The sequence below is a fragment of the Streptomyces sp. NBC_00704 genome, assembly GCF_036226605.1.
In the GTDB taxonomy this organism is placed as follows: Bacteria; Actinomycetota; Actinomycetes; order Streptomycetales; family Streptomycetaceae; genus Streptomyces.
Genome location: NZ_CP109000.1, coordinates 2,427,177 through 2,454,134 on the forward strand (window position 1 = coordinate 2,427,177; position 26,958 = coordinate 2,454,134).

Consider the following 26,958-nt stretch of genomic DNA (forward strand, 5'->3'; position numbering starts at 1 on the left):
CCCCAAGAGAGAGTGTGAGAGTGCTCGTACTCGTCGCTCCCGGCCAGGGCGCCCAGACGCCCGGCTTCCTGACCCCCTGGCTCGAACTGCCCGGCGCCGCCGCCCGCGTCGCCGCGTGGTCCGACGCCATCGGCCTGGACCTCGCCCACTACGGCACACAGGCCGACGCGGACGAGATCCGTGACACCGCGGTGGCCCAGCCGCTGCTGGTCGCCGCCGGCATCCTGTCCGCCACGGCGCTCGGCGACGCGTCGCCGGCCGCGGTCGCGGGCCACAGCGTCGGCGAGTTCACCGCCGCCGCGCTGGCCGGCGTCCTCGACGACACCGTCGCGCTGGGCCTCGTGCGCAAGCGCGGCCTGGCCATGGCCGACGCCGCCGCGGTCACCGAGACCGGCATGTCCGCGCTGCTCGGCGGGGACCCCGAGGTCTCCGTCGCGCACCTGGAGAAGCTGGGGCTCACCGCGGCCAACATCAACGGCGCGGGCCAGATCGTCGCCGCGGGCACGCTGGAGCAGCTCGCCGCGCTGGCCGAGGACAAGCCCGAGGGCGTCCGCAAGGTCGTCCCGCTGAAGGTGGCCGGCGCCTTCCACACCCGGCACATGGCGCCCGCCGTCGAGACCCTGGCCAAGGCGGCCGCGGAGCTCACCCCGGCCGACCCCACGGTCCGCTACGTCTCCAACAAGGACGGGCAGGCCGTGGCGACCGGGGCCGAGATCCTGGACCGGCTGGTCGGCCAGGTCGCCAACCCGGTCCGCTGGGACCTGTGCATGGAGACCTTCAAGGAGCTGGGCGTGACCGCGCTCGTCGAGGTCTCCCCCGGCGGCACCCTGGTCGGCCTCGCCAAGCGCGCCCTGCCCGGCGTGAAGACGCTGGCGCTGAAGACCCCCGACGACCTCGACGCCGCTCGCGAGCTCATCGCCGAGCACGGCGTCGCCTGAGGAGCCCTGATGGCGAAGATCAAGCCCAGCAAGGGCTCCCCGTACGCGCGCATCCTCGGCGTCGGCGGCTACCGGCCCGTCCGGGTCGTGCCCAACGAGGTCATCCTGGAGACGATCGACTCGTCCGACGAGTGGATCCGCTCCCGCTCCGGCATCGAGACCCGGCACTGGGCGAACGACGAGGAGACCGTCGCCGCCATGTCGATCGAGGCGTCCGGCAAGGCGATCGCCGACGCCGGGATCTCCGCCGCGCAGATCGGCGCGGTGGTCGTGTCGACCGTCTCGCACTTCAAGCAGACTCCGGCCGTGGCCACCGAGATCGCCGACAAGCTCGGCACGGACAAGGCGGCCGCGTTCGACATCTCGGCCGGCTGCGCGGGCTTCGGCTACGGCCTGACCCTCGCCAAGGGCATGGTGGTCGAGGGTTCGGCCGAGTACGTGCTCGTCATCGGCGTCGAGCGGCTGTCCGACCTGACCGACCTGGAGGACCGTGCCACGGCCTTCCTGTTCGGCGACGGCGCGGGCGCGGTCGTCGTCGGCCCCTCGGAGGAGCCGGCGATCGGCCCGACGGTCTGGGGCTCCGAGGGCGACAAGTCGGAGACCATCAAGCAGACCGTGCCGTGGACGGAGTACGACAGCTCCACGGGCAAGTTCCCCGCGATCACGCAGGAGGGCCAGGCGGTCTTCCGCTGGGCCGTGTTCGAGATGGCGAAGGTCGCCAAGGAGGCGCTGGACGCCGCCGGCGTCAGCGCCGACGAACTCGACGTCTTCATCCCGCACCAGGCCAACGAGCGCATCATCGACTCGATGGTGAAGACCCTCAAGCTGCCGCAGTCCGTCACGGTCGCCCGTGACGTGCGCACCACCGGCAACACCTCGGCCGCCTCGATCCCGCTCGCGATGGAGCGGCTTCTGGCGACCGGCCAGGCGAAGAGCGGCGACACCGCGCTCGTCATCGGATTCGGGGCGGGTCTCGTGTACGCCGCCACTGTCGTTACCCTCCCCTAGGCACTCCGTGCCGGATCAATCGGTCCGGTGCGGGAAACACCCACTGCCACACCTGTGGATATCTACGAAGGAGCGCCAACATGGCCGCCACTCAGGAAGAGATCGTCGCCGGTCTCGCCGACATCGTGAACGAGATCGCCGGCATCCCGGTTGAGGACGTCCAGCTGGACAAGTCCTTCACCGACGACCTGGACGTCGACTCGCTGTCCATGGTCGAGGTCGTCGTCGCCGCCGAAGAGCGCTTCGACGTCAAGATCCCGGACGAGGACGTCAAGAACCTAAAGACGGTCGGCGACGCGACCGACTACATCCTCAAGAACCAGGGCTGACCCACCCCGGTCCCCTGGACCGGACTGCCCCGCCACCCGGCGGTGGCGCCGCTGAATCCTCGTAACGTTGGAGAAAGAATCCGTGATCCCGACCAATCGCACCGTGGTCGTCACCGGTATCGGCGCAACCACACCGCTGGGTGGCGACGCAGCCTCTACCTGGGAGGGTCTCGTCGCCGGCAAGTCCGGTGTCAGGGCCCTGGAGGAGGGGTGGGCGGCCGACCAGGCCGTCCGCATCGCGGCCCGTGTCGCCGTGGAGCCTCTTGAGGTCATCCCGCGGCCGCAGGCCCGCAAGCTGGACCGTTCCGCGCAGTTCGCGCTGATCGCGGCCCAGGAGGCCTGGAAGGACGCCGGCTTCTCCGGCAAGGCCGGCGAGGAGGGCAGCGAGGGCGACGTCGAGGCCGACCGCCTGGGCGCCGTCATCGCCTCCGGCATCGGCGGCGTCACCACCCTCCTCGACCAGTACGACGTCCTCAAGGACAAGGGCGTGCGCCGGGTCTCCCCGCACACCGTCCCCATGCTGATGCCCAACAGCCCCTCCGCCAACGTCGGCCTGCTGGTCGGCGCCCGCGCGGGCGTGCACACGCCGGTCTCGGCGTGCGCGTCGGGCGCGGAGGCCATCGGCTACGCCATCGAGATGATCCGCACCGGCCGCGCCGACGTCGTCGTCGCCGGCGGCACCGAGGCGGCGATCCACCCGCTGCCCATCGCCGCGTTCGGCAACATGATGGCGATGTCCAAGAACAACGAGAACCCGCAGGGCGCCTCGCGTCCCTACGACACGGCCCGCGACGGCTTCGTCATGGGCGAGGGCGCCGGCGTCATCGTCCTGGAGTCCGCCGAGCACGCGGCCGCGCGCGGGGCCCGCGTGTACGCCGAGGCCGTCGGCCAGGGCATCTCGGCCGACGCCCACGACATCGTGCAGCCGGAGCCGGAGGGCCGCGGCATCTCGCACGCCCTGCAGAACCTGCTGGACAACACCGACCTGGACCCGGCGGAGATCGTGCACGTCAACGCGCACGCCACCTCGACGCCGGCCGGCGACGTCGCGGAACTGAAGGCGCTGCGCAAGGTCTTCGGCGACGACGCCGATCACATGGCGGTCTCGGCGACGAAGTCGATGACCGGTCATCTGCTGGGCGGCGCGGGCGGCGTCGAGTCCGTCGCGACGATCCTCGCGCTGTACCACCGGGTCGCTCCGCCGACCATCAACGTCGAGAACATCGACCCCGAGGCCGAGGCGAACGCGGACGTCGTCCGCGGCGAGGCGCGCAAGCTGCCCGTCGAGGGCCGTATCGCCGCGCTGAACGACTCGTTCGGGTTCGGCGGGCACAACGTCGTCCTGGCGTTCCGCTCGGTCTGAGACGCGGCCGTACGCCGTCGCGTGAACGCCTGAAGGGCCCCGCCTCGTGGGAGGCGGGGCCCTTCGGGCTCTGCGCGGTCCGCGTGGTCGCGCCCGGCGCGGTCCTCAGACCACCTGGTGCAGCCAGCGCACCGGGGCGCCCTCGCCAGCGTGGCGGAAGGGCTCCAGTTCGTCGTCCCACGGCTTGCCGAGGAGCTTGCAGAGTTCGCCCTCCAGCTCCGTCTCGCCGCGCCCGCTGCGCAGCAGTGCGGCCCGCAGACGGTCCTCGGGGATGAGGATGTCTCCGTGGATTCCGGTGACGGCGTGGTAGATGCCGAGGTCGGGGGTGCAGCTGTAGCGCTCGCCCTCGGCGGTGGCGCACGGCTCGGCGGTGACCTCGAAGCGCAGCATCTGCCAGCCTCTCAGCGCCGACGCCAGCTTGGACGCGGTGCCGGCCTCGCCCTTCCAGGAGAACTCCGAGCGCCAGGTGCCGGGCGCGGCGGGCTGCCGGATCCAGTCGAGGTTGACGCGCGTGCCGAGCACCCCGGCGACGGCCCACTCGACGTGCGGGCACAGCGCGCGCGGCGCGGAGTGCACGTACAGAACTCCACGTGTCGTCACCGGGACCTCCGGGCAGAGCGGGACAGTCTTGCTGGCTGGCAACGGCGGCGGTGGCAGGCAGCCGCGTTGAGGGCGAGGCTACCGTGCGGCGGCGCAAGGAGTGTGACGTACCGTCTGTCCTGGTGCCCTGAAAGCTCCGCCTTTCACCCGGCAGGACGCCTGTACGGGTGGGAAGCGTTCCATCTTGCGGGTGTGATCCGCCCGGGAACTCCCGTGCGTTGTCCTAGGGGGGAGCGTTGTTCGAAGAGCGAGGGGAACACCAGCGGATGCGGAAGCGAAACCGGCACGCGCGGGCCGTGCTCGCGGGCACGACGGCGGCCGTCCTGGGCCTGGCGGGCTGTGACGCCCTGGGCGGCGGTGACGGTTCGGGGCCGTCGGGTGCGCGGGCCCGCCACGCGAAGCCCTCCGCGTCGCCGGCCCCGCTGTGGGACTCCAGCCCGTCGTCGGTGGCGGCGGTGGGCGACTCCATCACGCGCGGCTTCGACGCCTGTACGGTGCTCGCGGACTGTCCGCAGGTGTCCTGGGCGACCGGCGACAGCGCCGACGTGAAGAGTCTCGCGGTGCGGCTGCTGGGCCCCGCGAAGGCGGCCACGCACAGCTGGAACCACGCGGCGACCGGGGCGCGGATGGCCGACGTGCCGGCCCAGATGGCCCAGGCGGTGCTGCACAAGCCGCAGTTGGTGACGGTGATGGCGGGCGCGAACGACGCGTGCCGCGCGTCCACGGCGGCGATGACGCCGGTGTCCGACTTCCGCGCGCAGTTCACGGACGCGCTGCGCACGCTGCGCCGGGCGCTGCCGGGGACGCAGGTGTACGTGTCGAGCGTGCCGAACCTGAAACGGCTGTGGTCGCAGGGGCGGACGAACGCGCTGGGCAAGCAGATCTGGAAGCTGGGCATCTGCCCGTCCATGCTGGGCGACGCGGACGCGCTGGACGCGGCGGCGACCCTGCGGCGGGACACCGTGCAGAAGCGGGTGGAGGCCTACAACACGGTGCTGAAGGAGGTCTGCGCGAAGGACGCGCGGTGCCGCTTCGACGGCGGCGCGGTGTACGACTTCCGGTTCGGCACCGACCAGCTGAGCCACTGGGACTGGTTCCATCCCAGCAAGGACGGCCAGGCGCGCCTCGCTGAGCTGGCCTATCGGGGAGTCACCGGGAAGACCTCGTGACCTAAAGTTCCGCCCATGAGCGAACACTTCGGAGCACTTTCCGACGGCACTCCCGTGCACCGCTGGACCCTGGAGCGGGCGGGCACGCGGGTGCGTGTTCTGTCGTACGGCGGGATCGTGCAGTCCGTGGAGGTCCCGGACCGGGACGGGCACACGGCGGACGTGGTGCTCGGGTTCGCGGACCTGGAGGGCTATCTCTCCCATCCGGAGCCCTATCTCGGCGCGCTGGTCGGACGGTATGCCAACCGGATCGCGCACGCCCGCTTCCCGCTGGACGGGGTGACCTACGCGCTGGAGCCCAACGCCGCGCCCAACTCCCTGCACGGCGGGCCGGGCGGGTTCGACAAGCGGGTGTGGGACGTGGAGCCGGTCGAGCACGGGCTGCGGCTGAGCCGGGTCGCCGCGCACGGCGAGGAGGGCTTCCCGGGACGGCTGGAGGTCTCGGCCACGTACACGCTGGACGCGTCGGGGGCGCTGCGGTTCGCCTACCGGGCCGTCACCGACGCGCCCACCGTGGTGAACCTGACCCACCACGGCTACTTCAACCTCCGCGGGCCCGGCAGCGGCACGGCGGGCGACCACGAACTGCGGCTGGCCGCCTCCCGGTACACGCCGGTCGACGCGGACCAGATCCCGACGGGCGAACTCGCGCCGGTGGCCGGGGGCCGCTTCGACTTCCGCTCGGGCCGCAAGGTCGGCGCCGGCTACGACCACAACTTCGTGCTTGACAAGGGCGTCACCGACGCGCCGGCGGAGGTCGCCGAGCTGCACGACCCGGCGACCGGGCGGGTGCTGACCGTGTCCACGACCGAACCGGGGCTCCAGCTCTACACCGCCGACCACCTGGGCGAGCCGTTCGTGCCCGGCGCGGGCGTCGCGCTGGAGACCCAGCACTTCCCGGACTCCCCCAACAAGCCCCGATTCCCGAGCACCGTGCTGCGCCCCGGCGAGGTCTACCGGTCGGAGACGGTCTACGGCTTCTCGGTCCGCTAGCGGGCGACGGGCGGCGGCGACGGGCGACGGGCGACGGGCGACCGTACGGACACAGCGCGCCGCGGACGGGGAGGCGGTGGCGGCGGGAAGGCGGTCCGCGGTGGGTGGCGGCGCTCCGCGGCGCGAGGGGAGATGTTGCCCCGGCCCAGGGGTCAGGTCCCGGGCCGGGGCTGTTCGGGGGGCGGCGGCCGCGCCGGATCGGGCGGCCGTGCCCGCTCACACGGTAATCCTCGCGGTGATCCCGCGGTCGGCGTTCGAGCGGCCCGCCCGGGATTTCGTACGAACCTTTCACAAAGGACCACCGACGGTCCGCCTCGAAGGCCCCGCGACGCCTTCGCCGCCGCGCCGCGGGAGGCGGCCGCCCGCATCCCCGGTCCGCACCGCGCGGGGGTGCACGGCCGGGGGCAGGCTCCATGGCGTGAGCGGCACGCGGCACAGGATACTTCCGTCGTCCCACCCCACGCTTCCCCCACAGCGACGGAAGGACCCCGACTCCCGTGCACCGCATACGCGTTCGCGCCGGCATCCTCGGTCTGGCCCTGGCGGCCGGGCTCTCCTCCCCCGCCGCGGCGGCCCCGGCCGGGCCGGCCCCCGCCCCTCCCACCGTCGAGGAGCAGCGGCTGGCACAGGCCGTCCCGCAGGAGATCCTCGCCCGCTCCGGGTTCGGCACGGCGGCCCCGCGGTTCGCCCGGCTGCTGGCCGCCTCGCCGTCCTACGCCTCCGCCCGGCGGGTCGTCGCCCGGGAGGGCTCGGCCCTGTGGCGCCGGGCGGTGGACCGGGCGCAGGGGCGCGGGCCGGCCGGCGGCGACCTCAGCCGCGACGACGACCGGCCGCTGTACTGGGCGCGGCTCGACATGACGAGCCGGCTGCGCGCCTGGAAGCCCCCGTTCGCGGTGACGGAACGTCAGCGAGCGGCCCTCACGGATTCCTTGGAGCGCACGTCCCGCGGCCAGGGCGACATCCGGTTCCCCCGGCGCTCCGAGGGCCTCAGGCGGGTGCTGGTGACCGGCTTCGACCCGTTCACCCTGGACCGGGACGTCCGCATCTCCAACCCCTCGGGGGCGGCGGCGCTCGCCCTGGACGGCACGGTGATCCGGACGGCGGACGGGCCCGCGCGCGTCGAGGCCGCCGTGTTCCCGGTGCGGTGGCGGGACTTCGCGCGGGGCGCCGTGGAGCGCGCCCTGCGGCCGCAGCTGCCCCTCGTCGACCTGTTCGCGACCGTCAGCCAGGGCCGTGTCGGCCGCTTCGACGTGGAGCGCGCCAACGGGGCCTGGCGGGGCGGCTTCGCCGACAACGAGAACATCGGCCGGACGGGGACGATCCCGGTCGCCGACCCCGCCTCGCAGCCGCAGTGGACGACCACGACCCTCCCGTACGCGGCCGTCACGGCCGCCGACACCGGCCGGTTCCCGGTGTACGACCACCCGGAGGTCACCGAGATCCCGGCGGGCGGCGCCGGTCCCGTCGTGCGGCCCGACGGTCCCACGCCCGGTTCGGCGGCGCGGGCCGGGGGCGGCGGGGACTACCTGTCCAACGAGATCGCGTACCGGGCGACCCTGCTGCGCGACCGGCTGGGACTGCACGACAGCCTGCCGGGCGGCCATGTGCACACGCCCGTGCTGGAGTTCGCGGCCGGCAACGCCGACCCGGCGACCGGGACGGTGACCGACGCGGAGTTCGTGCGCAACCGGCTGGACATCGTCGCCCAGGTGCGGGCGATCCTGGCGGCGGCGCTGGGCGCCGCGGAGCGGGCGCGGGGCTGACGCCGGTCCGCCGGAGCCGGACCGCAGGTGTCACCCGGAGGTCGGGGCCTCCCTGCCACGGACGGCGGGGGCCTCCCTCACCAGGCGGTGTTCTCCCCGCCGGCCCCACGGGCCGTGCCGGCCGTACCCGCCGGGTCCGCCCCGCCGTTCGGGTCCGCCCCGCCGTCCGGGTCCGCCGTGCCGTCCGCGGCGTCCTCGGAGATCTCCTCGCCGAGCAGCTCACGGGCCAGCAGGGTGGCGCCCGCGACCGCGCCGGGCATCAGGAACACGGCGACGACGGGCACCAGGAAGGCCAGGCCCAGGGGGGTGCCGAAGCCCCAGACCAGCATCCGGCGGCCGCGCAGCAGGGCGAGCCGGGCCCGCAGGTCGACGTCACGGCGCTGGAGGGCGACGGCGACGAGTTCCTCGGTGAGGAAGAAGCCGGTGACGAAGAAGCCGATCACGGGGACGACCGTCTGGCCGACGACCGGGACGAACCCGAGGGCGAACAGCAGCACCGCCCAGACCAGTGCGCGTGCGAGGACGCGCAGGCTGTCGCGGGCGGAGACCCACAGCTCGCGCCAGAGCGGCAGCCCCGACTCCGGGGCGGCGCCGTCCGGCGAGACGTCCCGGTCGACCCGCTCGGAGAGGCTCTCGTAGAAGGGCTGGCCGATGAGCAGGGTGACCGCGGTGAACGTGAGGACGGCGAGCAGGAGGCCGAGGGCGAACAGCACGGCGGTGAGGAGGCCGCGGAACAGGCCGAGCCAGGGGTTCGGCCAGCCGTCGGCGAACGGCGTGGACCATCCCACGAAGTCCTCGCCCCACACCGCGAGCGCCACCAGCGCCGCCGCGTAGAGGACGAGCGTCAGCAGTCCGGGGACCAGTCCGAACCCGTACTGCCTGCCGTGCCGGGCCACCCACCGCTGGCCCTTCAGGAGGTACCTGAACCCCACCCCGAGATCGCGCATGGCCGAACTCTATCGGTCGTGCACATTTCAGGACGGCGCGGCCGCCGCCGGGGCCCCGTGGGCCATCCGGGGCATCGGTGACACCGATGCCCTCTTCCCGCAGTTGAGTCGATCGGGCACACCCTGCCGTACCGATCTCCGGAAGCAACGATCCAGGCAAGTCCAGGAGGTGGACGTGCGCACATCGAGCGCCGGCCCACGCCCGGCCCGTTCCGGCCGCCGTCCGCGCCGCCGCCGTCGTCCACCCGGGCACGACCGGTTCCACGGACCGCGGTCTCGTCCCCACGCCGTCGACCCGGCCCGGATCGCCCCGGCTCGGGTCGCACAGGCCCGGATCGCCCCGGCTCGGGTCGCACAGGCGTTGATCACCATGGCACAGGCAAGCAGCGGGCTGGTTGAGGAGAGCGGATGACTCGTTTGGCTCGGACGGCGCAGGAGATCCACGGCACGGTCGCCGGCGGATACGAGGCGGTACGGGAGGAGTTTGCCGCGTTCGTGGCGGAGGAACAGCCCGACTACGAGGGCCAGTTGTGCGCGTATGTGCACGGCCGGCGGGTCGTCGACCTGTGGGCGTCCGGCGACGGCGCCGGCCCCGACTCCCTCTACGGCGTGTACTCCTCGACCAAGGGCGCGGCGCATCTGGTGGTCGCGCTCCTCGTCCAGGACGGCACGCTGGAGCTGGACCGCAAGGTCACCTACTACTGGCCGGAGTTCGCCGCCGAGGGCAAGGGCGCGCTGACCCTGCGCGAGCTGCTGTCCCACCGGGCCGGCGTGGTCGGCACGGACGGCGGGTTCTCCCCGCGCGAGCTGGCCGACGACCGCCAGCTCGCCGAACGTCTCGCCGACCAGCGGCCGTTCTGGCGGCCGGGCAGCGCCTTCGGCTACCACGCGCTGGTCATCGGGGCGCTCAGCGGCGAGGTCGTCCGGCGGGCCACGGGCCGCACGCTCCAGGAGGTGCACGAGGAGCGGGTGCGGTCCCCCTACGGGCTGGACTTCTTCCTGGGGCTGCCGGCCCGGCACGAGCCGCGCTTTCGCAGCGCGCAGCGGATGGCGCCGACGGCCGGGCAGCGGGCGCTGCTGGACTCCGCGGCCGACGGGCCGCACACGCTGGCCGCCGTCGCCTTCAACCGTCACGCCGCCGAGCCGACCGATCTGGAGCTGCTGCCGAACGATCCGCTGGTGCGGGCCAGGGGGCCCGCCTCCGTGGGCGGGGTCGCGTCGGCGCGCGGGCTGGCCGGGCTGTACGCGGCGGCGATCAGCGAGACCGGCGGGAAGGCGCCGCTGCTGAAGGAGGACACGGCGGCGGAGTTCGGGCAGCTGCACTCCGTGGGCCATGACGTGGTGGCGCGTTCGCACAAGGCGTACGGGCTGGGCTTCCAGGCCACCGCGGACACCTGGCACCCGTTCCTGGGCGTGGGCGCGTTCGGGCACAGCGGGGCGGGCGGCTGCCAGGCCTTCGCCGACCCGCGCAGCGGACTCGCCTACGGCTACACGCGGCGGCGGTGCGCCTTCCCGGGCGGGGCGGCCCCGGAGAACGACCGGCTGGCGCGAGCCGTGCACCGGGCGGCGCTGGCCACGGGCTGAGCGACGGCCACGGGCTGAACGACGGCCACGGGCTGAACGACGGCGAAGGCCGCGCCCCCGCGCGGAACGTGCGCGGGGGGCGGCCTTCGGGCGGGCGGCCGGCAGGCGGACGGCCTGCGGGCGGACCGTCGGCGGTCAGAGCTTGACGATCATCTTTCCGGTGTTGTCGCCGCGCAGGACCCCGAGGAACGCCTCCAGGTTGTTCTCGATGCCCTCGACGACCGTCTCGCGGTACTTCAGCTCACCGGAGCGGACCCAGGCGCCGACCTCCTGGACGAACTGCGGCTGGAGGTCGTAGTGGTCGCCGACCAGCAGGCCCTCGATGCGGCCGCGGGTCTGGATGAGGCGGGCCAGGTTCTTCGGGCCGGGGGCGGGCTCGGTGTTGTTGTAGACCGAGATCATGCCGCAGATCGCGATGCGGCCCTTCTCGTTGAGGGAGCCGATGGCGGCCTCGAGGTGGTCCCCGCCGACGTTGTCGAAGTAGACGTCGATCCCGTCGGGGGCGGCGGCGCGCAGCTGCTCGGCGACGGGGCCGTTCTTGTAGTTGAAGGCCGCGTCGAAGCCGTACTCCTCGACGAGGAGCTTGACCTTGTCGTCGGAGCCCGCCGAGCCGATGACCCGGGAGGCGCCCTTGAGCTTGGCGATCTGGCCGACCTGGCTGCCGACGGCGCCGGCCGCGCCCGAGACGAAGACGGCGTCGCCCTCCTTGAAGACGGCCGTGCGCAGGAGGCCCGCGTAGGCGGTGAGGCCGGTCATGCCGAGGACGCCGAGGTAGGCGGAGAGCGGGGCGGCCTCGGGGTCCACCTTGACGGCCTGTCCGGCGTCGAAGGTGGCGTACTCGCGCCAGCCGCCGAAGTGCAGGACGTGGTCGCCCACCGAGACGCCCTCGGCCTCGGACGCGACGACCTCGCCGACCGCCCCGCCCTGCATGGCCTTGCCCAGCTCGAAGGGGGCGACGTAGGACTTGGCGCTGCTCATGCGGCCGCGCATGTACGGGTCCACGGAGACGTACGCGTTGCGCACCAGCACCTCACCCGGGCCGGGGCGGCGGATCTGCGCCTCGGCGAGTTCGAAGTCCTCGGGCTTCGGCCAGCCGACGGGGCGGCTGAGCAGACGCCATTCGCGGCTGGTGGTGGGGAGGGCCGAGTCGGTCATGGGGGGCTGCCTTTCCATGCTGCATGTGCTGCGTCAGGAGATAATGCTTCACTACCTGAAACAACCATGCTCCTGAATATTTCATGATGTCAAGTAAACGGGTACCCTGGATCCATGTCCGCCTCACATCCGTCCGCGCATACGGCCCCCCGGCCGGCCGGACCCACCGGTCCGGCCGCCCTTCCCGACGCTCTGACGCTGGAGGTCGTCGAGCTGATCGGCGAGGTCGTGGCCCGTTTCTACGAGGACTACGAGGACGCCGCCGCCGACCACTCGCTCACCGGCGCGCAGGCCAGGCTGCTGAGCCTGCTCTCGCTGGAGCCGCTGCCGATGCGCAAGCTGGCGCAGAAGCTGAAGTGCGAGCCGTCGAACGTGACCGGCATCGTCGACCGGCTGGAGTCGCGCGGCCTGGTCGAACGGCGCCCCGACCCGGCCGACCGCCGGGTGAAGCTGGCGGCGGCCACCGAGGAGGGCCGGCGGATCGCACGGGGGCTGCGCGAGTCGCTGCGGTTCGCCCGCGAGCCGCTGGCGGGGCTGACCGAGGAGGAGCGGCTGGTGCTGCGCGCGCTGCTGCACCGCATGCTCGCGGCCGGCGGCGACCGGCCGTAGACCTCAGCGCGGGGCGTGGCCCCGCGCCGCCCGCCGGACGCGGACCCGGCCGCCGGGGACGAGGACGACGCCGAGCACCGGGACACCGGCCGGGAGGGGCACGCTCACGCCCCTTTCCCGTTCCCTTCCCCGCCCTCGTTCCCGTCCTCCGCGGTGAAGTCGTACCGCAGCTCGTAGAGGTGGCCCGCCTTCACCATCACCGTCACCTCGACGGGACGGCCGTCGTCGCCGGTCACGACGCGCAGCGTGCGCAGCACCGGCATGCTGCTGGTGAGGCGCAGCAACCGGTACTGGTCCTGGGTGGGGACGCGCGCGGAGACGCGGTCGGTGCTGCGCCGGGGCGGGTGGCCCAGGGCGGTCAGCAGGGCGGGGGCCCCGCCCCGGATCCTGCGCCGCTCGGCCAGGGGCGTGCCCCGGGCGATGTCCGGCGGGTAGTAGGCCTCGACCAGTTCGGCGGGTTCGTCGTCGACGAGGAGGATCTGCCGGCGCAGCACGGCCGTGCCGTCCGGCGGCAGGCCGAGGGCGGCGCGGACGTCGGCGGGCGGGCGCGTGTCGGTGACGTCCAGCAGTTCGGTGCGGGCGTGCGTGCCGTGCTTGGCCGCCTCCGCGAGCCAGCGGTAGGGCTCCCCTGGGGCGTTCGGCGCCATCAGGGAGGCGGGTGCCACGGTGCGCTGGCGGTGTTCGCGGACGGTGACGGCGGCCCCCGCCCGGCCGACCACCAGGCGTTCGTCCTTGAGGAGCTGAAGGGCCTTCTGCACGGTCGCGCCGGACGCCTCGAAGCGTTCCTTGAGCTGGGCGGTGCTGGGCAGGTTGGCGCCGGGGGCGAGGTCACCGCTCATGATGTCGTCGCGCAGATCGGCCGCGATGCGCTCGTGCAGGGAGCGGCGGTCGACGGCGTCCGGGTCTGCCTTGGGCACGGTCATCCGATCCTGATCTGGTAGCGCAGCCTCTGCCGTAGGGCAGGCATCACCATACGGTCGACCTGGATCGGACGGTCGTCGCGGTCCAGGGTGAGCCGTACCAGCCGCAGGACCGGTTCGCCGGGGGCGGCGCCCAGGGTCTCGCGTTCCGCCTCGTCGGGCAGGCCGGCCGTGACGTCCTCCCGGACGAGGGCGCCGACGTGGCCGCGTTCGGCGAGCAGGGCGAGGGCGCCGCCGGGGATCTTGGCGGCGCCGGCGAGGCGGGTGCCGGCGGCTATCGCGAGCGGGTAGTAGGTGTCGGTCAGCTCGCTGGGCTCGTCGTCGAGCAGGATCAGCCGCCGGCGCACCACGACGGGTTCGCCGGCGGGGACGCCGAGCAGTTCCGCCACCTCGGCGGGCGCGGGCGTCTCGCCCGCGTGCAGGATGCGCTGGTTGCCGCGCCGCCCTCGCGCCGCGGCCTCGGCCGCCCAGGCGTCGCCCTGCCCGGCGAGCCGGGGCGTCAGATACGGCAACGACGAGCTGACCCAATCGCTCCCACCCACGACGTCCTCCTGTACGGCCGACCGCTCTTCCGACCCTGCCGTCCTACACGGTAGGCGACCCGCCGTGCGCGCCGACCGCCACCCCACAGCCACCCTCAGCCACCCCGCACCACCTTGTCGCCTTTCGCGAACAACAGTAAGGTGCTGCCGCAGGACGCCCCTGAACCACGGAGGTGGCCCCCGTGCCCTCGTCACGGCAACGTCGTTTCCCCCGCTCGCGCGCCTCGGTACGGGACGCCCGCGCCTTCGTCCGCCAGGCCCTCACGGACTGGGACCGCCTCGACCGGCTGGACGACGTCACGCTGTGCGTGTCGGAGCTCGCCACCAACGCCCTGCTGCACGGAGTGCCGCCGGGCAGGCAGTACTGCGTGACGCTCACGCTCGACGGTTCGCTGCTGCGTCTGGCCGTGCGCGACACCGGCGACCACCCCGCTCCGGCCGCGCCCCCGGCCGAGGACGCGTGCTCGGGCCGGGGGCTGCACCTCGCCCGGGAGGTGTCGGACGACCTGGGGGTCACCGGGCATCCCGTGGGCAAGACGGTGTGGGTGGTGTTCAAGACGGACGCCGGCTGCTGACGCGGTGTGCGGCTCAGGTCTTCTTGCGGGTCGTCATGAAGCGCTGGACCAGGATGAACGCGCACAGCAGCACACCGGTGGCGATCTTCGTCCACCAGGAGCTGAGCGTGCCCTCGAACTGGATGATGCTCTTGATCAGGCCGAGGACGAGGACGCCGAACAGGGTGCCCAGGACATAGCCGGAGCCGCCCGTCAGCAGGGTGCCGCCGATGACGACCGCGGCGATCGCGTCCAGTTCCATGCCGGTGGCGTGCAGCGGGTCGCCGGACTGGATGTAGAGCGTGAAGAGGAGCCCGGCGAGCGCCGAGCAGAACCCGCTCACCGTGTACACGGCGATCTTGGTGCCGCCCTGCGGGAGGCCCATCAGCATGGCCGAGTTCTCGTTGCCGCCGATGGCGTAGACCCGGCGTCCGAAGCGCGTGTAGTGCAGGACGTAGAACGCCACGGCGAGGACGACGAGGGAGACGATCGCGCCGATCGACAGGAACCCCGCCCCCAGCGAGGCCTGCGCCTGCGCCAGGCTGCTGACCGTGGAGTCGCCGATGGAGATCGACTCCTTGGAGATGACCAGGCACAGACCGCGGAAGAGGAAGAGGCCCGCGAGGGTCACGATGAACGGCTGGATCTCGAAGTTGTGGATCACGTAGCCCATGAGGAAGCCGCCGAAGGCGCCCACGGCCAGCGCCATGGGGACCACGACGAGCAGGGGCAGGCCCTGGCGCTCCACCAGCCAGGCCGTGAACATCGTCGTGAAGCCGATCATCGAGCCGACGGAGAGGTCGATGCCGCCCGACAGGATGACGAAGGTGACGCCGACCGCGGCGACCAGCAGATAGCCGTTGTCGATGAACAGGTTCAGGAAGACCTGCGGTTCGCCGAACCCGTAGTACTGGTACCGGGCCAGGCCGCCGCCGTACATCAGCAGGAAGAGCAGGGCCGTCACGGCGACGGGCAGCCGCCGGTCGCCGAGCAGCCGGGCGGCCCGGGACGGGGGCGTGGCGGTACGGCTGTCGGAGGCCGTGGGGCTCTGGGTGGTCGCGCTCATCACGACACCTCCATCTTGGGAGCGGCCTCGGTCGCCGCGGCGGGGTCGGCGGCGGGCGCGGCCGGCTTGGCGCCGCCCTTCGCCGCGAACCGGGCGGCGAACTTCGCGCCGAAGACCTTGGCGCGGAACTTCGGGGACTGCAACAGGCAGACGACGATGACGACGGCGGCCTTGAAGACCAGGTTGGTCTGGGTGGGCACGCCGATGGTGTAGATCGTGGTGGTCAGGGTCTGGATGACGAGGGCGCCCACCACCGTGCCGCCGATGGAGAACCGGCCGCCCAGCAGCGAGGTGCCGCCGATCACCACGGCGAGGATCGCGTCCAGCTCGATCCACAGGCCGGCGTTGTTGCCGTCGGCGGCCGAGGTGTTGGAGCTGATCATCAGTCCGGCGATGCCCGCGCACAGCGCGCAGAACATGTAGACCATGATCTTGATGCGCCGGGACCTGATGCCGACCAGTCGGCTGGCCTCGGCGTTGCCGCCGACCGCCTCGACCAGCAGGCCGAGGGCCGTGCGCCGGGTCAGCGCCACGGTGACGGCGACCACGGCGGCCACCACGAAGATGGAGAACGGCAGGGTCAGCCAGTAGCCGCCGCCGATCAGCTTGTACGGCTCGCTGTTGATGGTGATGATCTGGCCGTCGGTGATCAGCTGGGCGACGCCGCGCCCGGCGACCATGATGATCAGGGTCGCGATGATCGGCTGGATGCCCATCCGGGCCACCAGGAAGCCGTTCCACAGTCCGCAGACGACCGCGGCCACGAGGCCGAGGCCCATCGCGAGCAGCACCCCGGACAGCGCGCCCTGGTCGTGCTGGTCGCTGATGTAGGAGCAGGCCAGCGCGCCGGTGATGGCGACGACCGCGCCCACGGAGAGGTCGATGCCGCCGGTCGCGATGACCAGGGTCATGCCGACCGCCACCAGGATGAGGGGCGAGCCGAACAGCACGATCGAGACGAGGCTGCCGTAGAGGTGGCCGTCGGCCATCCGGACCGAGAAGAAGTCGGGGGTGAAGGGGACGTTGACGAGCAGCAGGAGCACGAGCACCGCCACCGGCCAGAACAGGTGGTGGCGGGTCAGCGCCCGCCACCGGGAAGAGGTGGTCGTGGACGTGGTCACTGGTGCTCTCCGCTCGCGATGGTCTCCAGGATCCGGCTCGTGGTGATCTCGGGCCCGTTGGCGATCTGCGCCACCAGCCGGCGGTCGCGCAGCACTCCGATGGTGTGGCTGAGCCGGAGCACCTCCTCCAGCTCGGCCGCGATGTACAGCACGGACATGCCCTCCTCGGAGAGGGAGACGACGAGCTTCTGGATCTCCGCCTTGGCGCCGATGTCGATGCCGCGGGTCGGCTCGTCGAGGATCAGCAGCTTCGGCTGGGTGATCAGCCAGCGGGCCAGCAGCACCTTCTGCTGGTTGCCGCCGCTGAGCTGGCCCACCCGCGCCTCGGGGTTGGCCGGGCGGATGTCGAGCGCCTTGATGTACTTGGCGACGAGTTCGTCGCGCTGGGCGGCCGGGATGGGCCGGGTCCAGCCGCGCGAGGCCTGGAGGGCCAGGATGATGTTCTCGCGCACCGTCAGGTCGGGCACCAGGCCCTCGCTCTTGCGGTTCTCGGAGCAGAACGCGACCCCCGCGCCGATGGCGTCGTTGGGGGCGCTCATCGAGACCTGCCGGCCGCCGATCGTGACCTTGCCGGTGTCCGGCTGGTCGGCGCCGAAGAGCAGCCGGGCGAGTTCGGTGCGGCCCGATCCGAGCAGGCCGGCGAGCCCGATCACCTCGCCCGTCCTGATCTCCAGGTCGAACGGCTCGATGCCGCCGGTCCTGCCGAGGCCCTCGGCGTGCACGAGGGTGTCGCCGGCGTCGGAGCGCAGCTGGTGTTCGTGGAGTTCGTCGAGCTGGCCCATGGCCTTGCCGAGCATGAGCTGGACGAGGCCGACCTGGTCGAGGTCGGCGACCATGTGCTCGCCGACCAGGGTGCCGTTGCGCAGCACGGTCATCCGGTCGCAGACCTCGTAGATCTGGTCGAGGAAGTGCGAGACGAACAGGATCGCGACGCCTTCGTCCTTCAGCCGCCGCATCAGGGCGAAGAGCTGGAGCACCTCGTCGCGGTCGAGGCTGGAGGTCGGCTCGTCGAGGACGAGCACCTTGGTGCCCGGCCCGTCGCCGTCCGCGTCGCCGGTGTTCAACGACCGTACGATGGCGACCAGTTGCTGGACGGCCAGCGGGTACGAGGACAGGGGGGCGCTGACGTCGATGTCCAGCCCGAGCCGGTCCACCAGCTCGGCGGCCTCGCGGCGCAGCCGCTTCCACTGGATGCGGCCCATGCGGGTCGGTTCACGGCCGATGAAGATGTTCTCCGCCACCGACAGGTTCGGGCAGAGGTTGACCTCCTGGTAGACCGTGCTGATGCCGGCCTGCTGGGCCTGTAGCGGGCTGGCGATCCGCACGGACTCGCCGTCCAGGGTGATCGTGCCGCCGTCCAGGGAGTAGACGCCGGTGAGCACCTTGATGAGCGTGGACTTGCCCGCTCCGTTCTCGCCCATCAGGGCGTGGATCTCGCCGGGGAAGAGCCGGAAGTCGACGCCCGACAGAGCCCGTACCCCCGGAAACTCCTTGACTATGCCCGCCATTTCCAGGACGGGCCGCGGCTCTGCCATGGCAGCGCTCCTCATGAGATTGGTTCAGGCCCGCAGGGAGCCCCGGCCGACCGATGGCGCTCGGTCGGCCGCGGGCTCCCCGCCGGCGGGTGCGTCGGTCAGTACTTGCGGCTCGGGAGCGCGGCCTTGGCCTGGTCCTGCATGAAGTCGCCCTCCTTGGTCTTGATCCAGCGCTCGACCTTCTCGCCGTTCTTGACCTTCTTCACGGTGTCCATCAGCTGGGGGCCGAGGAGGGGGTTGCACTCGACGATGGCGTTGATCTTGCCCTCGGACATGGCCACGAAGCCGTCCTTCACGCCGTCGATCGAGACGATCAGGATGTCCTTGCCGGGCTTCTTGCCCGCCGCCTCGATGGACTGGATGGCGCCGATGGCCATGTCGTCGTTGTGCGCGAACAGGACGTTGACGTCCGGGTTGGACTGGAGGAAGGCCGCCATGACCTGCTTGCCGCCGGCGCGGGTGAAGTCACCGGTCTGGCTGACGACGATCTTCCAGTCGTCCTTGTGGTCGGCGTCCATGACCTCCTTGAAGCCCTTGGCGCGCTCGATCGCCGGGGCGGCGCCGGTGGTGCCCTCCAGCTGGGCGATCTTCACCGGGCCCTTGTGGCCGGCCTTCTCCAGCACCTTCTCCAGGATCTTGCCGGCGCGGCGGCCCTCGTCCGTGAAGTCGGAGCCGACCAGCGTGACGTACAGGGACTCGTCGGACGTCTCCACCGAGCGGTCGGTCAGGACGACCGGGATCTTCGCGGCCTTGGCCTCCTTGAGGATCGCGTCCCAGCCGGTGACGACGACCGGCGAGAAGGCGATGACGTCGACCTTCTGCGCGATGTAGCTGCGGATCGCGGAGATCTGGTTCTCCTGCTTCTGCTGCGCGTCGGAGAACTTGAGGTTGTAGCCCGCCTCCTTGGCCGCGTCCTTCACCGAGGTGGTGTTGGCGCTGCGCCAGCCGCTCTCCGAGCCGACCTGGGAGAAGCCGAGGCTGATCGTCTTGCTGCCGCCCGAGGAGGAGGAGGAGTCGGAGGCGTCGTCGTCCTTCTTGGCGCAGGCCGTCAGACCGCCCGCCGCCGCCACGCCGACCGCCACGGTGAGGAAGTTCCTTCTGCTGAGCATGTTCTTCTCCTTTGAAGAGCCGGCCCGGTGACGGACCTGCTGGTACTTGACGAGACCGGCTGTACTGCGTCCAGCCTGTCGATCATTGTTCGAGATTTCGGTCAGACGGCCGGAGCGGTCAGACCGGGGGGTTCGTCAGTGGGGCGTGCCGTCCGGCTGGGCGGCACTGGGGAAGGTGCTGGCGCGGACGACGAGCTGGGGTTCGATCGCCACCCGGGGGGCGGTGGCGGGCGGCCGGCCCTCGATCAGGTCCAGCAGGAGCGCGATGCCCTGCCTGCCCACCGCCGAGAAGTCCTGCCGGACGGTGGTCAGCGGCGGGGCGAAGAACTCGGCCTCGGGGATGTCGTCGAAGCCGACCACCGCCACGTCCTGGGGAGTGCGCACCCCCGCCTCGCGCAGGGCCCGCAACACCCCCAGCGCCATCTGGTCGTTGGCGACGAAGACCGCGGTCAGCCCGCGGCCCACCCAGCCGGCCAGTTCCTGGCCCGCACGGTAGCCCGACAGCGGACTCCAGTCGCCGCGCAGCATCATGGGCGGCTCGACGCCCGCGGACTCGAGGGTGTCGCGCCAGCCGGCGGCCCGGTCGGCCGCCTCCTGCCACGCCTCGGGCCCGGCGAGATGCCAGACCGTGCGATGGCCGGAGGCCAGAAGATGCCCGGTGGCCAGCCGCGCCCCGAGATGCTGGTCCACGCAGACCCCGGCGATGTCCGCACCGGGCCCGCCACCCACGACCACCACGGGGAACGGGTGGCGCAGTTCGGAGAGGGCGTCCACCGCCGAGCGCTGCGGGGCGATGGCGACCACGCCCTCGACGCCGCCGTCCGCGAGGTGGTCCAGGGCCTCGGCCAGACTCTCCATGGTCAGTCTGCGCAGACTGACCGTCGAGACGAGGTAGCCCTCCGCCCGCGCCGCCTCCTCCAGCGCGAACAGCGTGCTGGCCGGCCCGTACAGGGTCGTGTCGGAGGCGACCACGCCCAGCGTCCGGGTCCGCCGGGTCGCCAGCGCCCGTGCGGAGAAGTTGCGGCGATAGCCCATCTCCTCGATCGCACGCAGCACCCGGGCCCGGGTCGCCTCCCGCACGTTGGGGTGGTCCCCCAGCACGCGGGACACGGTCTGGTGGGACACGCCGGCCCGGCGCGCCACGTCGGCCATGGTGGGCGGCCGAAGCCTGGTGTGTGCCACGGGCGCCCCTCCTTCTCGGCTCTCGTTCGTCGACATGGCCTGCGCTGCGGGCGGACGGTTCCGCGCCGCCGACGTCACTGCGGGATCCCGGTGAGCCCAACGGCACTGGCGGAAGAGGCGAGTCGGCGTGATGTCGGCACGATGCTCTCTCCTCCCCCGTCGGCGGTGGGCCGTGACTGGTGAATGCGGAGGTCATTGTGAGCGCTAACAATTCACGGCGGTCAAGAGGGTTGCCGCCATACGTCGTCACGGTTCCATAACGCGATGGAGCACTCGCAGGCATAATCCCAGGCCAGCGCCAGGAGAGAGGTCTATACCGGCGGCCGCGCCCAGCGCCCCGGCGACGGCCCGCCCGCCCGCCGGAGCGCGGGTTGCGGGCACGGCCGGGGCGAGGTCCGAGCGCCGGGACGGCGATCACATCGCCCTGGACGAACCGTCCACACGGCCCGGCATCCGCGCGTCGACGCCCGCCGCGCCACCGGATCCGGACACGCGGGCACCCGCGATCCGGCCAACGGGACGGCGGACACACCGGACTGGACGAACCGTCCACGCGGGGACGCCGGACGATCGCCCTCTCACGCGGAGGAGCCCCGGCCGCCACGACGGCACAGAGGCCTACGGACCCACGGGTCCACGGCCTCATGGACCCACGGACCCATGGCCTTGGGAGCACCACGGCCCACGGACCCACGGGCTCATGACCCTAGGAGCACCACCACAGGAAGCGGGTGCAGGTCTGCGACGGGGAGGGGTGCGGGGAGGCGTCCGTCGCCGTCGGCCGGGGGGTCGGGGTGGAGCCGTGGCCTCCCCCGTCCGACGGGTCCGCCGCACCGGAGGGCGCCGACCCGGAGGAACCGGGGACCTGGCCCGACTGGGCCTGCTTGTCCGGGCCCGGACCGGCCGTCCCGTCCGTCGCGGAGGGCGACGCGGACGCCGACGGCGAGGCGGAGGCGTCGGGAGAGGGCGAGGGACTGGCGGAGCCGGGGTCCGTCCGGTCGTCCAGCGGCTGCGCGGACACGCTGGGCTCGGGCGTCGAACCGTCCAGCTCGGTGGACTCGCCCCCGGCCGCCGCCGGGTCGGCCGGCGACGAGAACCCCGGTGCGTCGATGCCGAGTTCGGCGAGACTGAGGCCGCCCGCCGCCAGGGCGAAGCCGACGCCGATCAGCACCACGCGCTTACGGCGGCGACGGTGCGCGGAGGCCTTGCGGTCACGTCGGCTCGCGTCCGGCGCGGCCGAGGCCCCGCCGGGCCCCCGTCGCCCGTCGTGCCCCTGGTCGCGACGGCGGGCGGCCCGGCCCCGCGGCTCGTCGCCCTCGCGTACGCCGGCGTCCCCGCCGATGCCCCCGCCGTCGTCGAGACCTTCGCCGCCGTCGCCGCCGTCGCCGCCGTCGCCGCCGTCGTGGCCGTGATGTCCGGCGGGGCTGTCGCGGGTGTCGTGTCCGACCGCCGGCTCGCCGGGACCGTACGCGTCCGGTTCCGGCGCGTACGGTTCGGGCGCGTACGGTTCGGGCGCGTACGGTTCGGGCGCGTACGGCTGCGGGTCGTAGGGCTGCCGGCCGTACGACTGCGGCTCCGGCTCCGGCTCCGGCTCGTACGCGCTCGGCTGATACGCGCGTAGCTGCTCGGCGGGTGCGCCGCATCCCGGGCAGGCGAGGGCGCCGTTGAGGTGCCGTCGGCACGGGTGGCAGTAGTCCATGACGCGGAGAGACTAAGTTCCCGGACGATCACCTTTCCCGCCGCGTCTGTGAAAGTTGTGTGGGAAACCGGCCATACGGCGCGTCAGATCGAGTGACCTGCCCCACATGGCGTCGCCTCAAGAGTCGAAAGGGTCGGCGAAACTGTCGAAACCGTTACCTGGTCGACCCATTGACACCCCGCTCGCCCCGTCCTTACTGTCTGGTCAGCATTTCGAACGTGTGACGAAATCTCGAACATCCGAAGGGTAACTTCCGTGCGCATCACCGGAATCAGCACGCACGTCGTCGGGACGCCGTGGCGGAACCTGACCTACGTCCTGGTGCACACCGACGAAGGCATCACGGGCGTCGGCGAGACCCGCATGCTGGGACACACCGACGCGCTGCTCGGGTACCTGAAGGAGGCCGAGACCAATCACATTCTCGGGTCCGACCCGTTCGCTGTCGAGGACCTCGCCCGCCGGATGAAGTACGGCGACTACGGGCGCGCCGGCGAGATCGTGATGTCGGGCATCGCCGTCGTCGAGATGGCCTGCTGGGACATCAAGGGCAAGGCGCTCGGCGTGCCGGTCTGGCAGCTGCTCGGCGGCAAGGTCACCGACAAGGTCAAGGCCTACGCCAACGGGTGGTACACCACCGAGCGGACCCCGGAGGCCTACCACAAGGCCGCCAAGGGCGTCATGGAGCGCGGCTACAAGGCCCTCAAGATCGACCCCTTCGGCACCGGTCACTTCGAGCTGGACCACCAGCAGTCCCTGTACGCCGTCTCCCTCATCGAGGCCGTGCGCGACGCCATCGGGCCGGACGCCGAGCTGATGCTGGAGATGCACGGCCGCTTCTCCCCCGCCACCGCCGTGCGGCTGGCCAACGAGCTGGCGCCCTTCAAGCCCGCGTGGCTGGAGGAGCCGTGCCCGCCGGAGAACCTGAAGGCGCTGGAGAAGGTCGCCGCCAAGGTCGACATCCCGGTCGCCACCGGTGAGCGCATCCACGACCGCATCGAGTTCCGCGAGCTCTTCGAGAGCCAGGCCGTGGACATCATCCAGCCGGACGTCGGCCACATCGGCGGCATCTGGGAGACGCGCAAGCTGGCCGCGACCGCCGAGACCCACTACATGCTCGTGGCCCCGCACAACGTCGGCGGCCCGGTCCTGACCGCCGCCTCGCTTCAGGTCGGCTTCACCGCCCCGAACTTCAAGATCCTCGAGCACTTCAACGACTTCGCGGACGCGGACATCAAGAAGGTCGTCAAGGGCGCGCCCGAGGTGATCGACGGCTACTTCCACCTCTCCGACAAGCCCGGCCTCGGCGTCGAGCTGGACGTGGACGCGGCCGCCGAGTTCCCGCAGCAGCAGGCCCGTTTCGACCTGTGGGCCGAGGGCTGGGAGCAGCGCAAGCCGAAGGGCGGCAAGTGAGCAGCGCTGTCGTCGTCGACGGCCCGGGCGAGCACCGGCTCGTCCCGCACGAGCCGCGTCGGCCGGAGGCCGGCGAGGCGCTGGTGCGCGTCCACGCCACCGGCATCTGCGGCAGCGATCGCGAGGTGTACCAGGGCAACCGGCCCGAGGGGTACGTCCGTTACCCGCTGACCCCCGGCCACGAGTGGTCCGGGACGGTCGAGGCGGTCGGCGCGGGGGTTCCCGCGTCGATCGTCGGCCGCAAGGTGGTGGGCGAGGGCTTCCGCAACTGCCAGGTGTGCGACCGCTGCCACGCGGGCGAGACGACGCTGTGCACGGAAGGGTACGAGGAGACCGGCTTCACCCAGCCGGGCGCGATGGCCGCCACCCTCACCCTCCCGGCCCGGCTGCTGCACATGCTCCCGGACGACGCGGACCTCACGGCCGCCGCCCTGCTGGAGCCCGCCGCCTGCATCGCGGCCGCCGCCATCAAGGCGCACGCCCTGCCGGGCGAGAAGGCGGCCGTCGTCGGCACCGGGACGCTGGGCATGTTCGCCGTGCAGTTCCTGAAGGCCGGCTCGCCCGCCGAGCTGCTGGTGGTGGGCACGCGCCGGGACCGGGAGGACCTCGCCGTGCAGTTCGGCGCCACCGGCTTCCGCACCACGGAGCAGGAGCTCCCGGACGACTTCGACGTCGTCATCGAGACCGCCGGGTCCGCGTCCGCCGCGCGGACCGCCGCCTCGCTGCTCAGGCGCGGCGGCCGGCTGGTCCTGACCGGCATCCCGGCGCCGGGCGCCGCCGGTCTCGACCCGACGGACCTGGTCGTGCGGCAGCTGGACGTGCGCACCGTGTTCGGCGCGTCGCCGGACGCCTGGTCGTACACCGTCCGGGTGTTCGCGGCGGGACTGCTGGATCCGCTGCCGCTGGTCACGCACGAGCTCGCGCTGGCCGACTTCTCCGAGGCCATCGAGCTGGTGGGATCCGGCGACCCGAAGGTGGGCAAGGTGCTGCTCAGGCCGTAGGCCCCGACGAGCCGTACGCCGGCACGGGGACACCTGACGGTCCCCGGGCCGGCGTACACCCAAGCCCCGCACGACCTGAGCCGCGAACCTTGACCGAAATATCGAATACGAAGGACGGCATGTGACCACGGACGCTTCCACCACGGCAGCCCGCCGACCCGGTGAGCGGGCGCTCACCGCTCTCGGCCTGGGCGCGCCCGCACTCGACCCCGCCGACGCCTCGCCCCATGAGTTCCCGGGCGGCGGCCGCTGGCGCACCGAGGTCCCTTCGTGCGAGGGCCCCGAAGCGCTGGCGGTCATCCTCAAGGAGGCCTCGCGCCTCGACGTGCCGATCCACCGGATCAGCCAGGGCAGCGGCGTGTGGATGCTGACCGACGCCGAGATCATCGAGATGGTCGACGCCACCGCTGAGCGCGACATCGAGCTGTGCCTGTTCACCGGCCCGCGCGGCACCTGGGACATCGGCGGCTCGACCCGCACCGACTCCCGGGGCGGCGGACTGCGCGCCCGCGGCCACGACGCCGTCGCCGGATGCGTCGAGGACGCGGTGCGGGCGACGGAGCTGGGCGTGAAGTGCCTGCTCGTCGCCGACGAGGGCGTGCTGTGGACGCTGCACCGGGCCCGGAGCGCCGGGCTCATCCCGGCCGACACCACGCTGAAGGTGTCCGCGCTCATCGGCCCCGTGAACCCGGCCGCGTACGCGGTCTACGAGCGGCTCGGCGCGGACTCGGTCAACGTGCCCAGCGACCTGACGCTCGATCACCTCACGGAGATCCGGCGGGTGTCGGCCGCTCCGATGGACATGTACATCGAGGCCCCCGACGATCTCGGCGGCTACATCCGCATGTACGAGGTCGCCGAGCTGATCCGGCGCGGCGCGCCGCTGTACCTGAAGTTCGGCCTGTCCAAGGCGCCCGGGATCTATCCCTACGGCCACCACATGCGCGATCTCGCGCTGTCCACCGCACGCGAGCGGGTGCGCCGCGGACGGCTCGCCCTGGACCTGCTCGAGCGCCACGGAGCCGACGGAGACATGGCCCCGCTCGGCTCGCGACTGCCCGGCGAGCTGAACAGGTTCGAACCGTCGTCATAACGTTCCGGAAACCTCGCTTCACAGAAGCCGACACAGGCGCGCAGAATCCCACACATCGCTTCTCGGTCTTTCCGGCGCTCGCTCCGGAAGCGTCCTTCTCAGCGCGAGACCGATCACTGCACACACATCAAGGATGATGATCATGCGTAACCGCAGAGCCGCCCTCGCCGCCATAGCCGGAGCCGCGTCCCTCGCCCTGACCCTGACCGCCTGCGGGCAGTCCGGGGAGGGCGGCAGCAAGGAGGACAAGGGCGACGCCAAGGGCGGGACCATCGGCATCGCGATGCCGACCAAGTCCTCCGAGCGCTGGATCACCGACGGCGCGAACGTCGAGAAGGACCTCAAGGCCAAGGGCTACAAGACCAAGCTGGTCTTCGGCGAGGACGACCCCGAGCAGCAGGTCTCGCAGATCGAGAACCTGATCACCCAGGGCGTCAAGGCGCTGATCGTCGCCGCCATCGACAACAAGTCGCTGAACAGCGTGCTCCAGCAGGCCGCCGACGCCAAGATCCCGGTCATCTCCTACGACCGCCTGATCCTCGGCACGAAGAACGTCGACTACTACGCGTCCTTCGACAACGAGAAGGTCGGCAAGCTCCAGGCCGGCTACATCGTCGACAAGCTGGGCCTGGCGTCCGGCAAGGGCCCGTTCAACATCGAGCTGTTCGCCGGCTCCAACGACGACAACAACACCAAGTACTTCTTCAACGGCGCGATGAGCGTGCTCCAGCCGTACATCGACAGCAAGAAGCTCGTCGTCAAGTCCGGCCAGACGAAGATGAACCAGGTCACCACCCTGCGCTGGGACGGCGCCACCGCCCAGAAGCGCATGGAGGACATCCTCACCTCGTCGTACAAGAGCGGCCGGGTCGACGCCGTCCTGTCGCCCTACGACGGCATCTCCATCGGCATCATCGCCGCGCTGAAGTCCGACGGCTACGGCTCCGCCGCCAAGCCCCTGCCGGTCATCAGCGGTCAGGACGCCGAACTGGCCTCCGTGAAGTCGATCATCGCCGGCCAGCAGTCGATGACCGTCTACAAGGACCTGCGCAAGCTCGCCCAGGTCGCCACGGACATGGTCGACGCCACCCTGAACGGCAAGAAGCCCGAGATCAACGACACCAAGTCGTACGACAACGGCACCAAGGTCGTCCCCGCCTACCTGCTCCAGCCGGTGAGCGTCGACAAGTCGAACTACGAGAAGGAACTCGTCCAGGGCGGCTACTACACGGCGGACCAGCTCAAGTAAGCGTCGAACCTTACGG

The 26,958-nt window shown here is 72.0% G+C and carries 25 protein-coding genes; 14 read left to right on the forward strand and 11 right to left on the reverse strand.

Going from position 1 to position 26,958, the window contains the following annotated elements:
• Positions 1–20: 20 nt before the first annotated feature.
• The 4 genes from OG802_RS10735 (at position 21) to OG802_RS10750 (ending at position 3,638) form a co-directional block, all read left to right on the forward strand.
• Complete coding sequence (locus tag OG802_RS10735; protein WP_329409449.1) at positions 21–938, forward strand: ACP S-malonyltransferase; 918 nt, start codon at positions 21–23, stop codon at positions 936–938.
• A gap of 9 nt (positions 939–947) precedes the next feature.
• A complete protein-coding gene (locus OG802_RS10740) occupies positions 948–1,946 on the forward strand; it encodes a ketoacyl-ACP synthase III (RefSeq protein WP_329409451.1) in 999 nt (332 codons plus the stop codon).
• 80 nt (positions 1,947–2,026) lie between these two features.
• Positions 2,027–2,275: an acyl carrier protein gene (locus OG802_RS10745; protein WP_019067091.1), complete on the forward strand. Its 249-nt coding sequence runs from the start codon at positions 2,027–2,029 to the stop codon at positions 2,273–2,275.
• A gap of 82 nt (positions 2,276–2,357) precedes the next feature.
• On the forward strand, positions 2,358–3,638 hold the full coding sequence (locus OG802_RS10750; RefSeq protein ID WP_329409453.1) for a beta-ketoacyl-[acyl-carrier-protein] synthase family protein: 1,281 nt from the start codon (positions 2,358–2,360) through the stop codon (positions 3,636–3,638).
• A 105-nt stretch (positions 3,639–3,743) separates the two neighbouring features.
• On the opposite strand, the gene OG802_RS10755 is transcribed toward OG802_RS10750, so the two are convergent.
• Positions 3,744–4,238, reverse strand: a complete 495-nt coding sequence (locus OG802_RS10755; RefSeq protein WP_329409454.1) for a DUF3145 domain-containing protein — start codon at positions 4,236–4,238, stop codon at positions 3,744–3,746.
• Between the two features lie 266 nt (positions 4,239–4,504).
• Here OG802_RS10755 and OG802_RS10760 point away from each other — a divergent pair, with 266 nt between their 5' ends.
• From OG802_RS10760 to OG802_RS10770, 3 genes are all read left to right on the forward strand, one after another.
• Positions 4,505–5,407, forward strand: coding sequence for an SGNH/GDSL hydrolase family protein (locus OG802_RS10760; protein WP_329409455.1), 903 nt, complete (start codon positions 4,505–4,507; stop codon positions 5,405–5,407).
• A gap of 15 nt (positions 5,408–5,422) precedes the next feature.
• The gene (locus OG802_RS10765) at positions 5,423–6,400 is read left to right on the forward strand and encodes an aldose epimerase family protein (RefSeq protein ID WP_329409456.1); all 978 of its coding nucleotides are present in this window, start codon (positions 5,423–5,425) and stop codon (positions 6,398–6,400) included.
• A 497-nt stretch (positions 6,401–6,897) separates the two neighbouring features.
• A complete protein-coding gene (locus OG802_RS10770) occupies positions 6,898–8,163 on the forward strand; it encodes a pyroglutamyl peptidase (RefSeq protein WP_329409458.1) in 1,266 nt (421 codons plus the stop codon).
• Between the two features lie 77 nt (positions 8,164–8,240).
• On the opposite strand, the gene OG802_RS10775 is transcribed toward OG802_RS10770, so the two are convergent.
• Positions 8,241–9,110, reverse strand: coding sequence for an EI24 domain-containing protein (locus OG802_RS10775; protein WP_329409459.1), 870 nt, complete (start codon positions 9,108–9,110; stop codon positions 8,241–8,243).
• 408 nt (positions 9,111–9,518) lie between these two features.
• On the opposite strand from OG802_RS10775, the gene OG802_RS10780 reads away from it, so the two are divergent.
• A complete protein-coding gene (locus OG802_RS10780) occupies positions 9,519–10,694 on the forward strand; it encodes a serine hydrolase domain-containing protein (RefSeq protein ID WP_329409461.1) in 1,176 nt (391 codons plus the stop codon).
• A 135-nt stretch (positions 10,695–10,829) separates the two neighbouring features.
• Here OG802_RS10780 and OG802_RS10785 read toward each other — a convergent pair whose 3' ends face one another.
• The gene (locus tag OG802_RS10785; protein ID WP_329409463.1) at positions 10,830–11,849 is read right to left on the reverse strand and encodes an NADP-dependent oxidoreductase; all 1,020 of its coding nucleotides are present in this window, start codon (positions 11,847–11,849) and stop codon (positions 10,830–10,832) included.
• Between the two features lie 114 nt (positions 11,850–11,963).
• Here OG802_RS10785 and OG802_RS10790 point away from each other — a divergent pair, with 114 nt between their 5' ends.
• Positions 11,964–12,458: a MarR family winged helix-turn-helix transcriptional regulator gene (locus tag OG802_RS10790; RefSeq protein ID WP_443055215.1), complete on the forward strand. Its 495-nt coding sequence runs from the start codon at positions 11,964–11,966 to the stop codon at positions 12,456–12,458.
• Between the two features lie 104 nt (positions 12,459–12,562).
• Here the strand turns inward: OG802_RS10790 and OG802_RS10795 are convergent, their stop codons facing one another.
• A complete protein-coding gene (locus OG802_RS10795) occupies positions 12,563–13,381 on the reverse strand; it encodes a GntR family transcriptional regulator (RefSeq protein WP_329409465.1) in 819 nt (272 codons plus the stop codon).
• Complete coding sequence (locus OG802_RS10800; RefSeq protein ID WP_329409466.1) at positions 13,378–13,920, reverse strand: GntR family transcriptional regulator; 543 nt, start codon at positions 13,918–13,920, stop codon at positions 13,378–13,380. The genes OG802_RS10795 and OG802_RS10800 overlap by 4 nt, the downstream gene beginning before the upstream one ends.
• A gap of 182 nt (positions 13,921–14,102) precedes the next feature.
• Between OG802_RS10800 and OG802_RS10805 the strand changes: the two genes are divergently transcribed.
• Positions 14,103–14,495 carry an ATP-binding protein gene (locus tag OG802_RS10805; RefSeq protein WP_329409468.1) on the forward strand — a complete coding sequence of 131 codons (393 nt, stop codon included), beginning with the start codon at positions 14,103–14,105 and terminating at the stop codon, positions 14,493–14,495.
• Between the two features lie 13 nt (positions 14,496–14,508).
• On the opposite strand, the gene yjfF is transcribed toward OG802_RS10805, so the two are convergent.
• The 6 genes from yjfF to OG802_RS10835 all read right to left on the reverse strand — a co-directional run bounded on the left by yjfF (position 14,509) and on the right by OG802_RS10835 (position 22,186).
• The gene (gene yjfF, locus OG802_RS10810) at positions 14,509–15,540 is read right to left on the reverse strand and encodes a galactofuranose ABC transporter, permease protein YjfF (protein ID WP_329409470.1); all 1,032 of its coding nucleotides are present in this window, start codon (positions 15,538–15,540) and stop codon (positions 14,509–14,511) included.
• Entirely contained in the window at positions 15,540–16,661 is a 1,122-nt protein-coding gene (locus OG802_RS10815; RefSeq protein ID WP_329409471.1) for an ABC transporter permease, read from the reverse strand. The genes yjfF and OG802_RS10815 overlap by 1 nt, the downstream gene beginning before the upstream one ends.
• Entirely contained in the window at positions 16,658–18,196 is a 1,539-nt protein-coding gene (locus tag OG802_RS10820) for a sugar ABC transporter ATP-binding protein (protein WP_329409473.1), read from the reverse strand. Before OG802_RS10820 ends, OG802_RS10815 begins: the two co-directional genes overlap by 4 nt.
• 98 nt (positions 18,197–18,294) lie before the next feature.
• Complete coding sequence (locus tag OG802_RS10825; RefSeq protein WP_329409474.1) at positions 18,295–19,305, reverse strand: ABC transporter substrate-binding protein; 1,011 nt, start codon at positions 19,303–19,305, stop codon at positions 18,295–18,297.
• Between the two features lie 135 nt (positions 19,306–19,440).
• Complete coding sequence (locus tag OG802_RS10830; protein ID WP_329409475.1) at positions 19,441–20,487, reverse strand: LacI family DNA-binding transcriptional regulator; 1,047 nt, start codon at positions 20,485–20,487, stop codon at positions 19,441–19,443.
• Between the two features lie 706 nt (positions 20,488–21,193).
• A complete protein-coding gene (locus OG802_RS10835; RefSeq protein WP_329409477.1) occupies positions 21,194–22,186 on the reverse strand; it encodes an SCO2400 family protein in 993 nt (330 codons plus the stop codon).
• Between the two features lie 255 nt (positions 22,187–22,441).
• Between OG802_RS10835 and OG802_RS10840 the strand changes: the two genes are divergently transcribed.
• The 4 genes from OG802_RS10840 (at position 22,442) to chvE (ending at position 26,942) form a co-directional block, all read left to right on the forward strand.
• Entirely contained in the window at positions 22,442–23,599 is a 1,158-nt protein-coding gene (locus OG802_RS10840; protein WP_329409479.1) for a mandelate racemase/muconate lactonizing enzyme family protein, read from the forward strand.
• Positions 23,596–24,600, forward strand: coding sequence for a zinc-dependent alcohol dehydrogenase (locus tag OG802_RS10845; protein ID WP_329409480.1), 1,005 nt, complete (start codon positions 23,596–23,598; stop codon positions 24,598–24,600). Before OG802_RS10840 ends, OG802_RS10845 begins: the two co-directional genes overlap by 4 nt.
• Before the next feature lie 121 nt (positions 24,601–24,721).
• Positions 24,722–25,693 carry a hypothetical protein gene (locus OG802_RS10850; protein WP_329409482.1) on the forward strand — a complete coding sequence of 324 codons (972 nt, stop codon included), beginning with the start codon at positions 24,722–24,724 and terminating at the stop codon, positions 25,691–25,693.
• A gap of 142 nt (positions 25,694–25,835) precedes the next feature.
• Complete coding sequence (chvE, locus tag OG802_RS10855; RefSeq protein ID WP_329409484.1) at positions 25,836–26,942, forward strand: multiple monosaccharide ABC transporter substrate-binding protein; 1,107 nt, start codon at positions 25,836–25,838, stop codon at positions 26,940–26,942.
• The last annotated feature ends 16 nt before the right edge of the window (positions 26,943–26,958 follow it).

What these genes read in the sequence shown, in the direction of transcription:
- OG802_RS10785 (WP_329409463.1), bottom strand. Translation starts at nt 11,849, where the DNA reads ATGACCGACTCGGCCCTCCCCACCACCAGCCGCGAATGGCGTCTGCTC.
- OG802_RS10775 (WP_329409459.1), bottom strand. Translation starts at nt 9,110, where the DNA reads ATGCGCGATCTCGGGGTGGGGTTCAGGTACCTCCTGAAGGGCCAGCGG.
- OG802_RS10760 (WP_329409455.1), top strand. Translation starts at nt 4,505, where the DNA reads ATGCGGAAGCGAAACCGGCACGCGCGGGCCGTGCTCGCGGGCACGACG.
- OG802_RS10835 (WP_329409477.1), bottom strand. Translation starts at nt 22,186, where the DNA reads ATGGACTACTGCCACCCGTGCCGACGGCACCTCAACGGCGCCCTCGCC.
- chvE (WP_329409484.1), top strand. Translation starts at nt 25,836, where the DNA reads ATGCGTAACCGCAGAGCCGCCCTCGCCGCCATAGCCGGAGCCGCGTCC.
- OG802_RS10745 (WP_019067091.1), top strand. Translation starts at nt 2,027, where the DNA reads ATGGCCGCCACTCAGGAAGAGATCGTCGCCGGTCTCGCCGACATCGTG.
- OG802_RS10820 (WP_329409473.1), bottom strand. Translation starts at nt 18,196, where the DNA reads ATGGCAGAGCCGCGGCCCGTCCTGGAAATGGCGGGCATAGTCAAGGAG.
- OG802_RS10780 (WP_329409461.1), top strand. Translation starts at nt 9,519, where the DNA reads ATGACTCGTTTGGCTCGGACGGCGCAGGAGATCCACGGCACGGTCGCC.
- yjfF (WP_329409470.1), bottom strand. Translation starts at nt 15,540, where the DNA reads ATGAGCGCGACCACCCAGAGCCCCACGGCCTCCGACAGCCGTACCGCC.
- OG802_RS10790 (WP_443055215.1), top strand. Translation starts at nt 11,964, where the DNA reads ATGTCCGCCTCACATCCGTCCGCGCATACGGCCCCCCGGCCGGCCGGA.
- OG802_RS10825 (WP_329409474.1), bottom strand. Translation starts at nt 19,305, where the DNA reads ATGCTCAGCAGAAGGAACTTCCTCACCGTGGCGGTCGGCGTGGCGGCG.
- OG802_RS10740 (WP_329409451.1), top strand. Translation starts at nt 948, where the DNA reads ATGGCGAAGATCAAGCCCAGCAAGGGCTCCCCGTACGCGCGCATCCTC.
- OG802_RS10765 (WP_329409456.1), top strand. Translation starts at nt 5,423, where the DNA reads ATGAGCGAACACTTCGGAGCACTTTCCGACGGCACTCCCGTGCACCGC.
- OG802_RS10795 (WP_329409465.1), bottom strand. Translation starts at nt 13,381, where the DNA reads ATGACCGTGCCCAAGGCAGACCCGGACGCCGTCGACCGCCGCTCCCTG.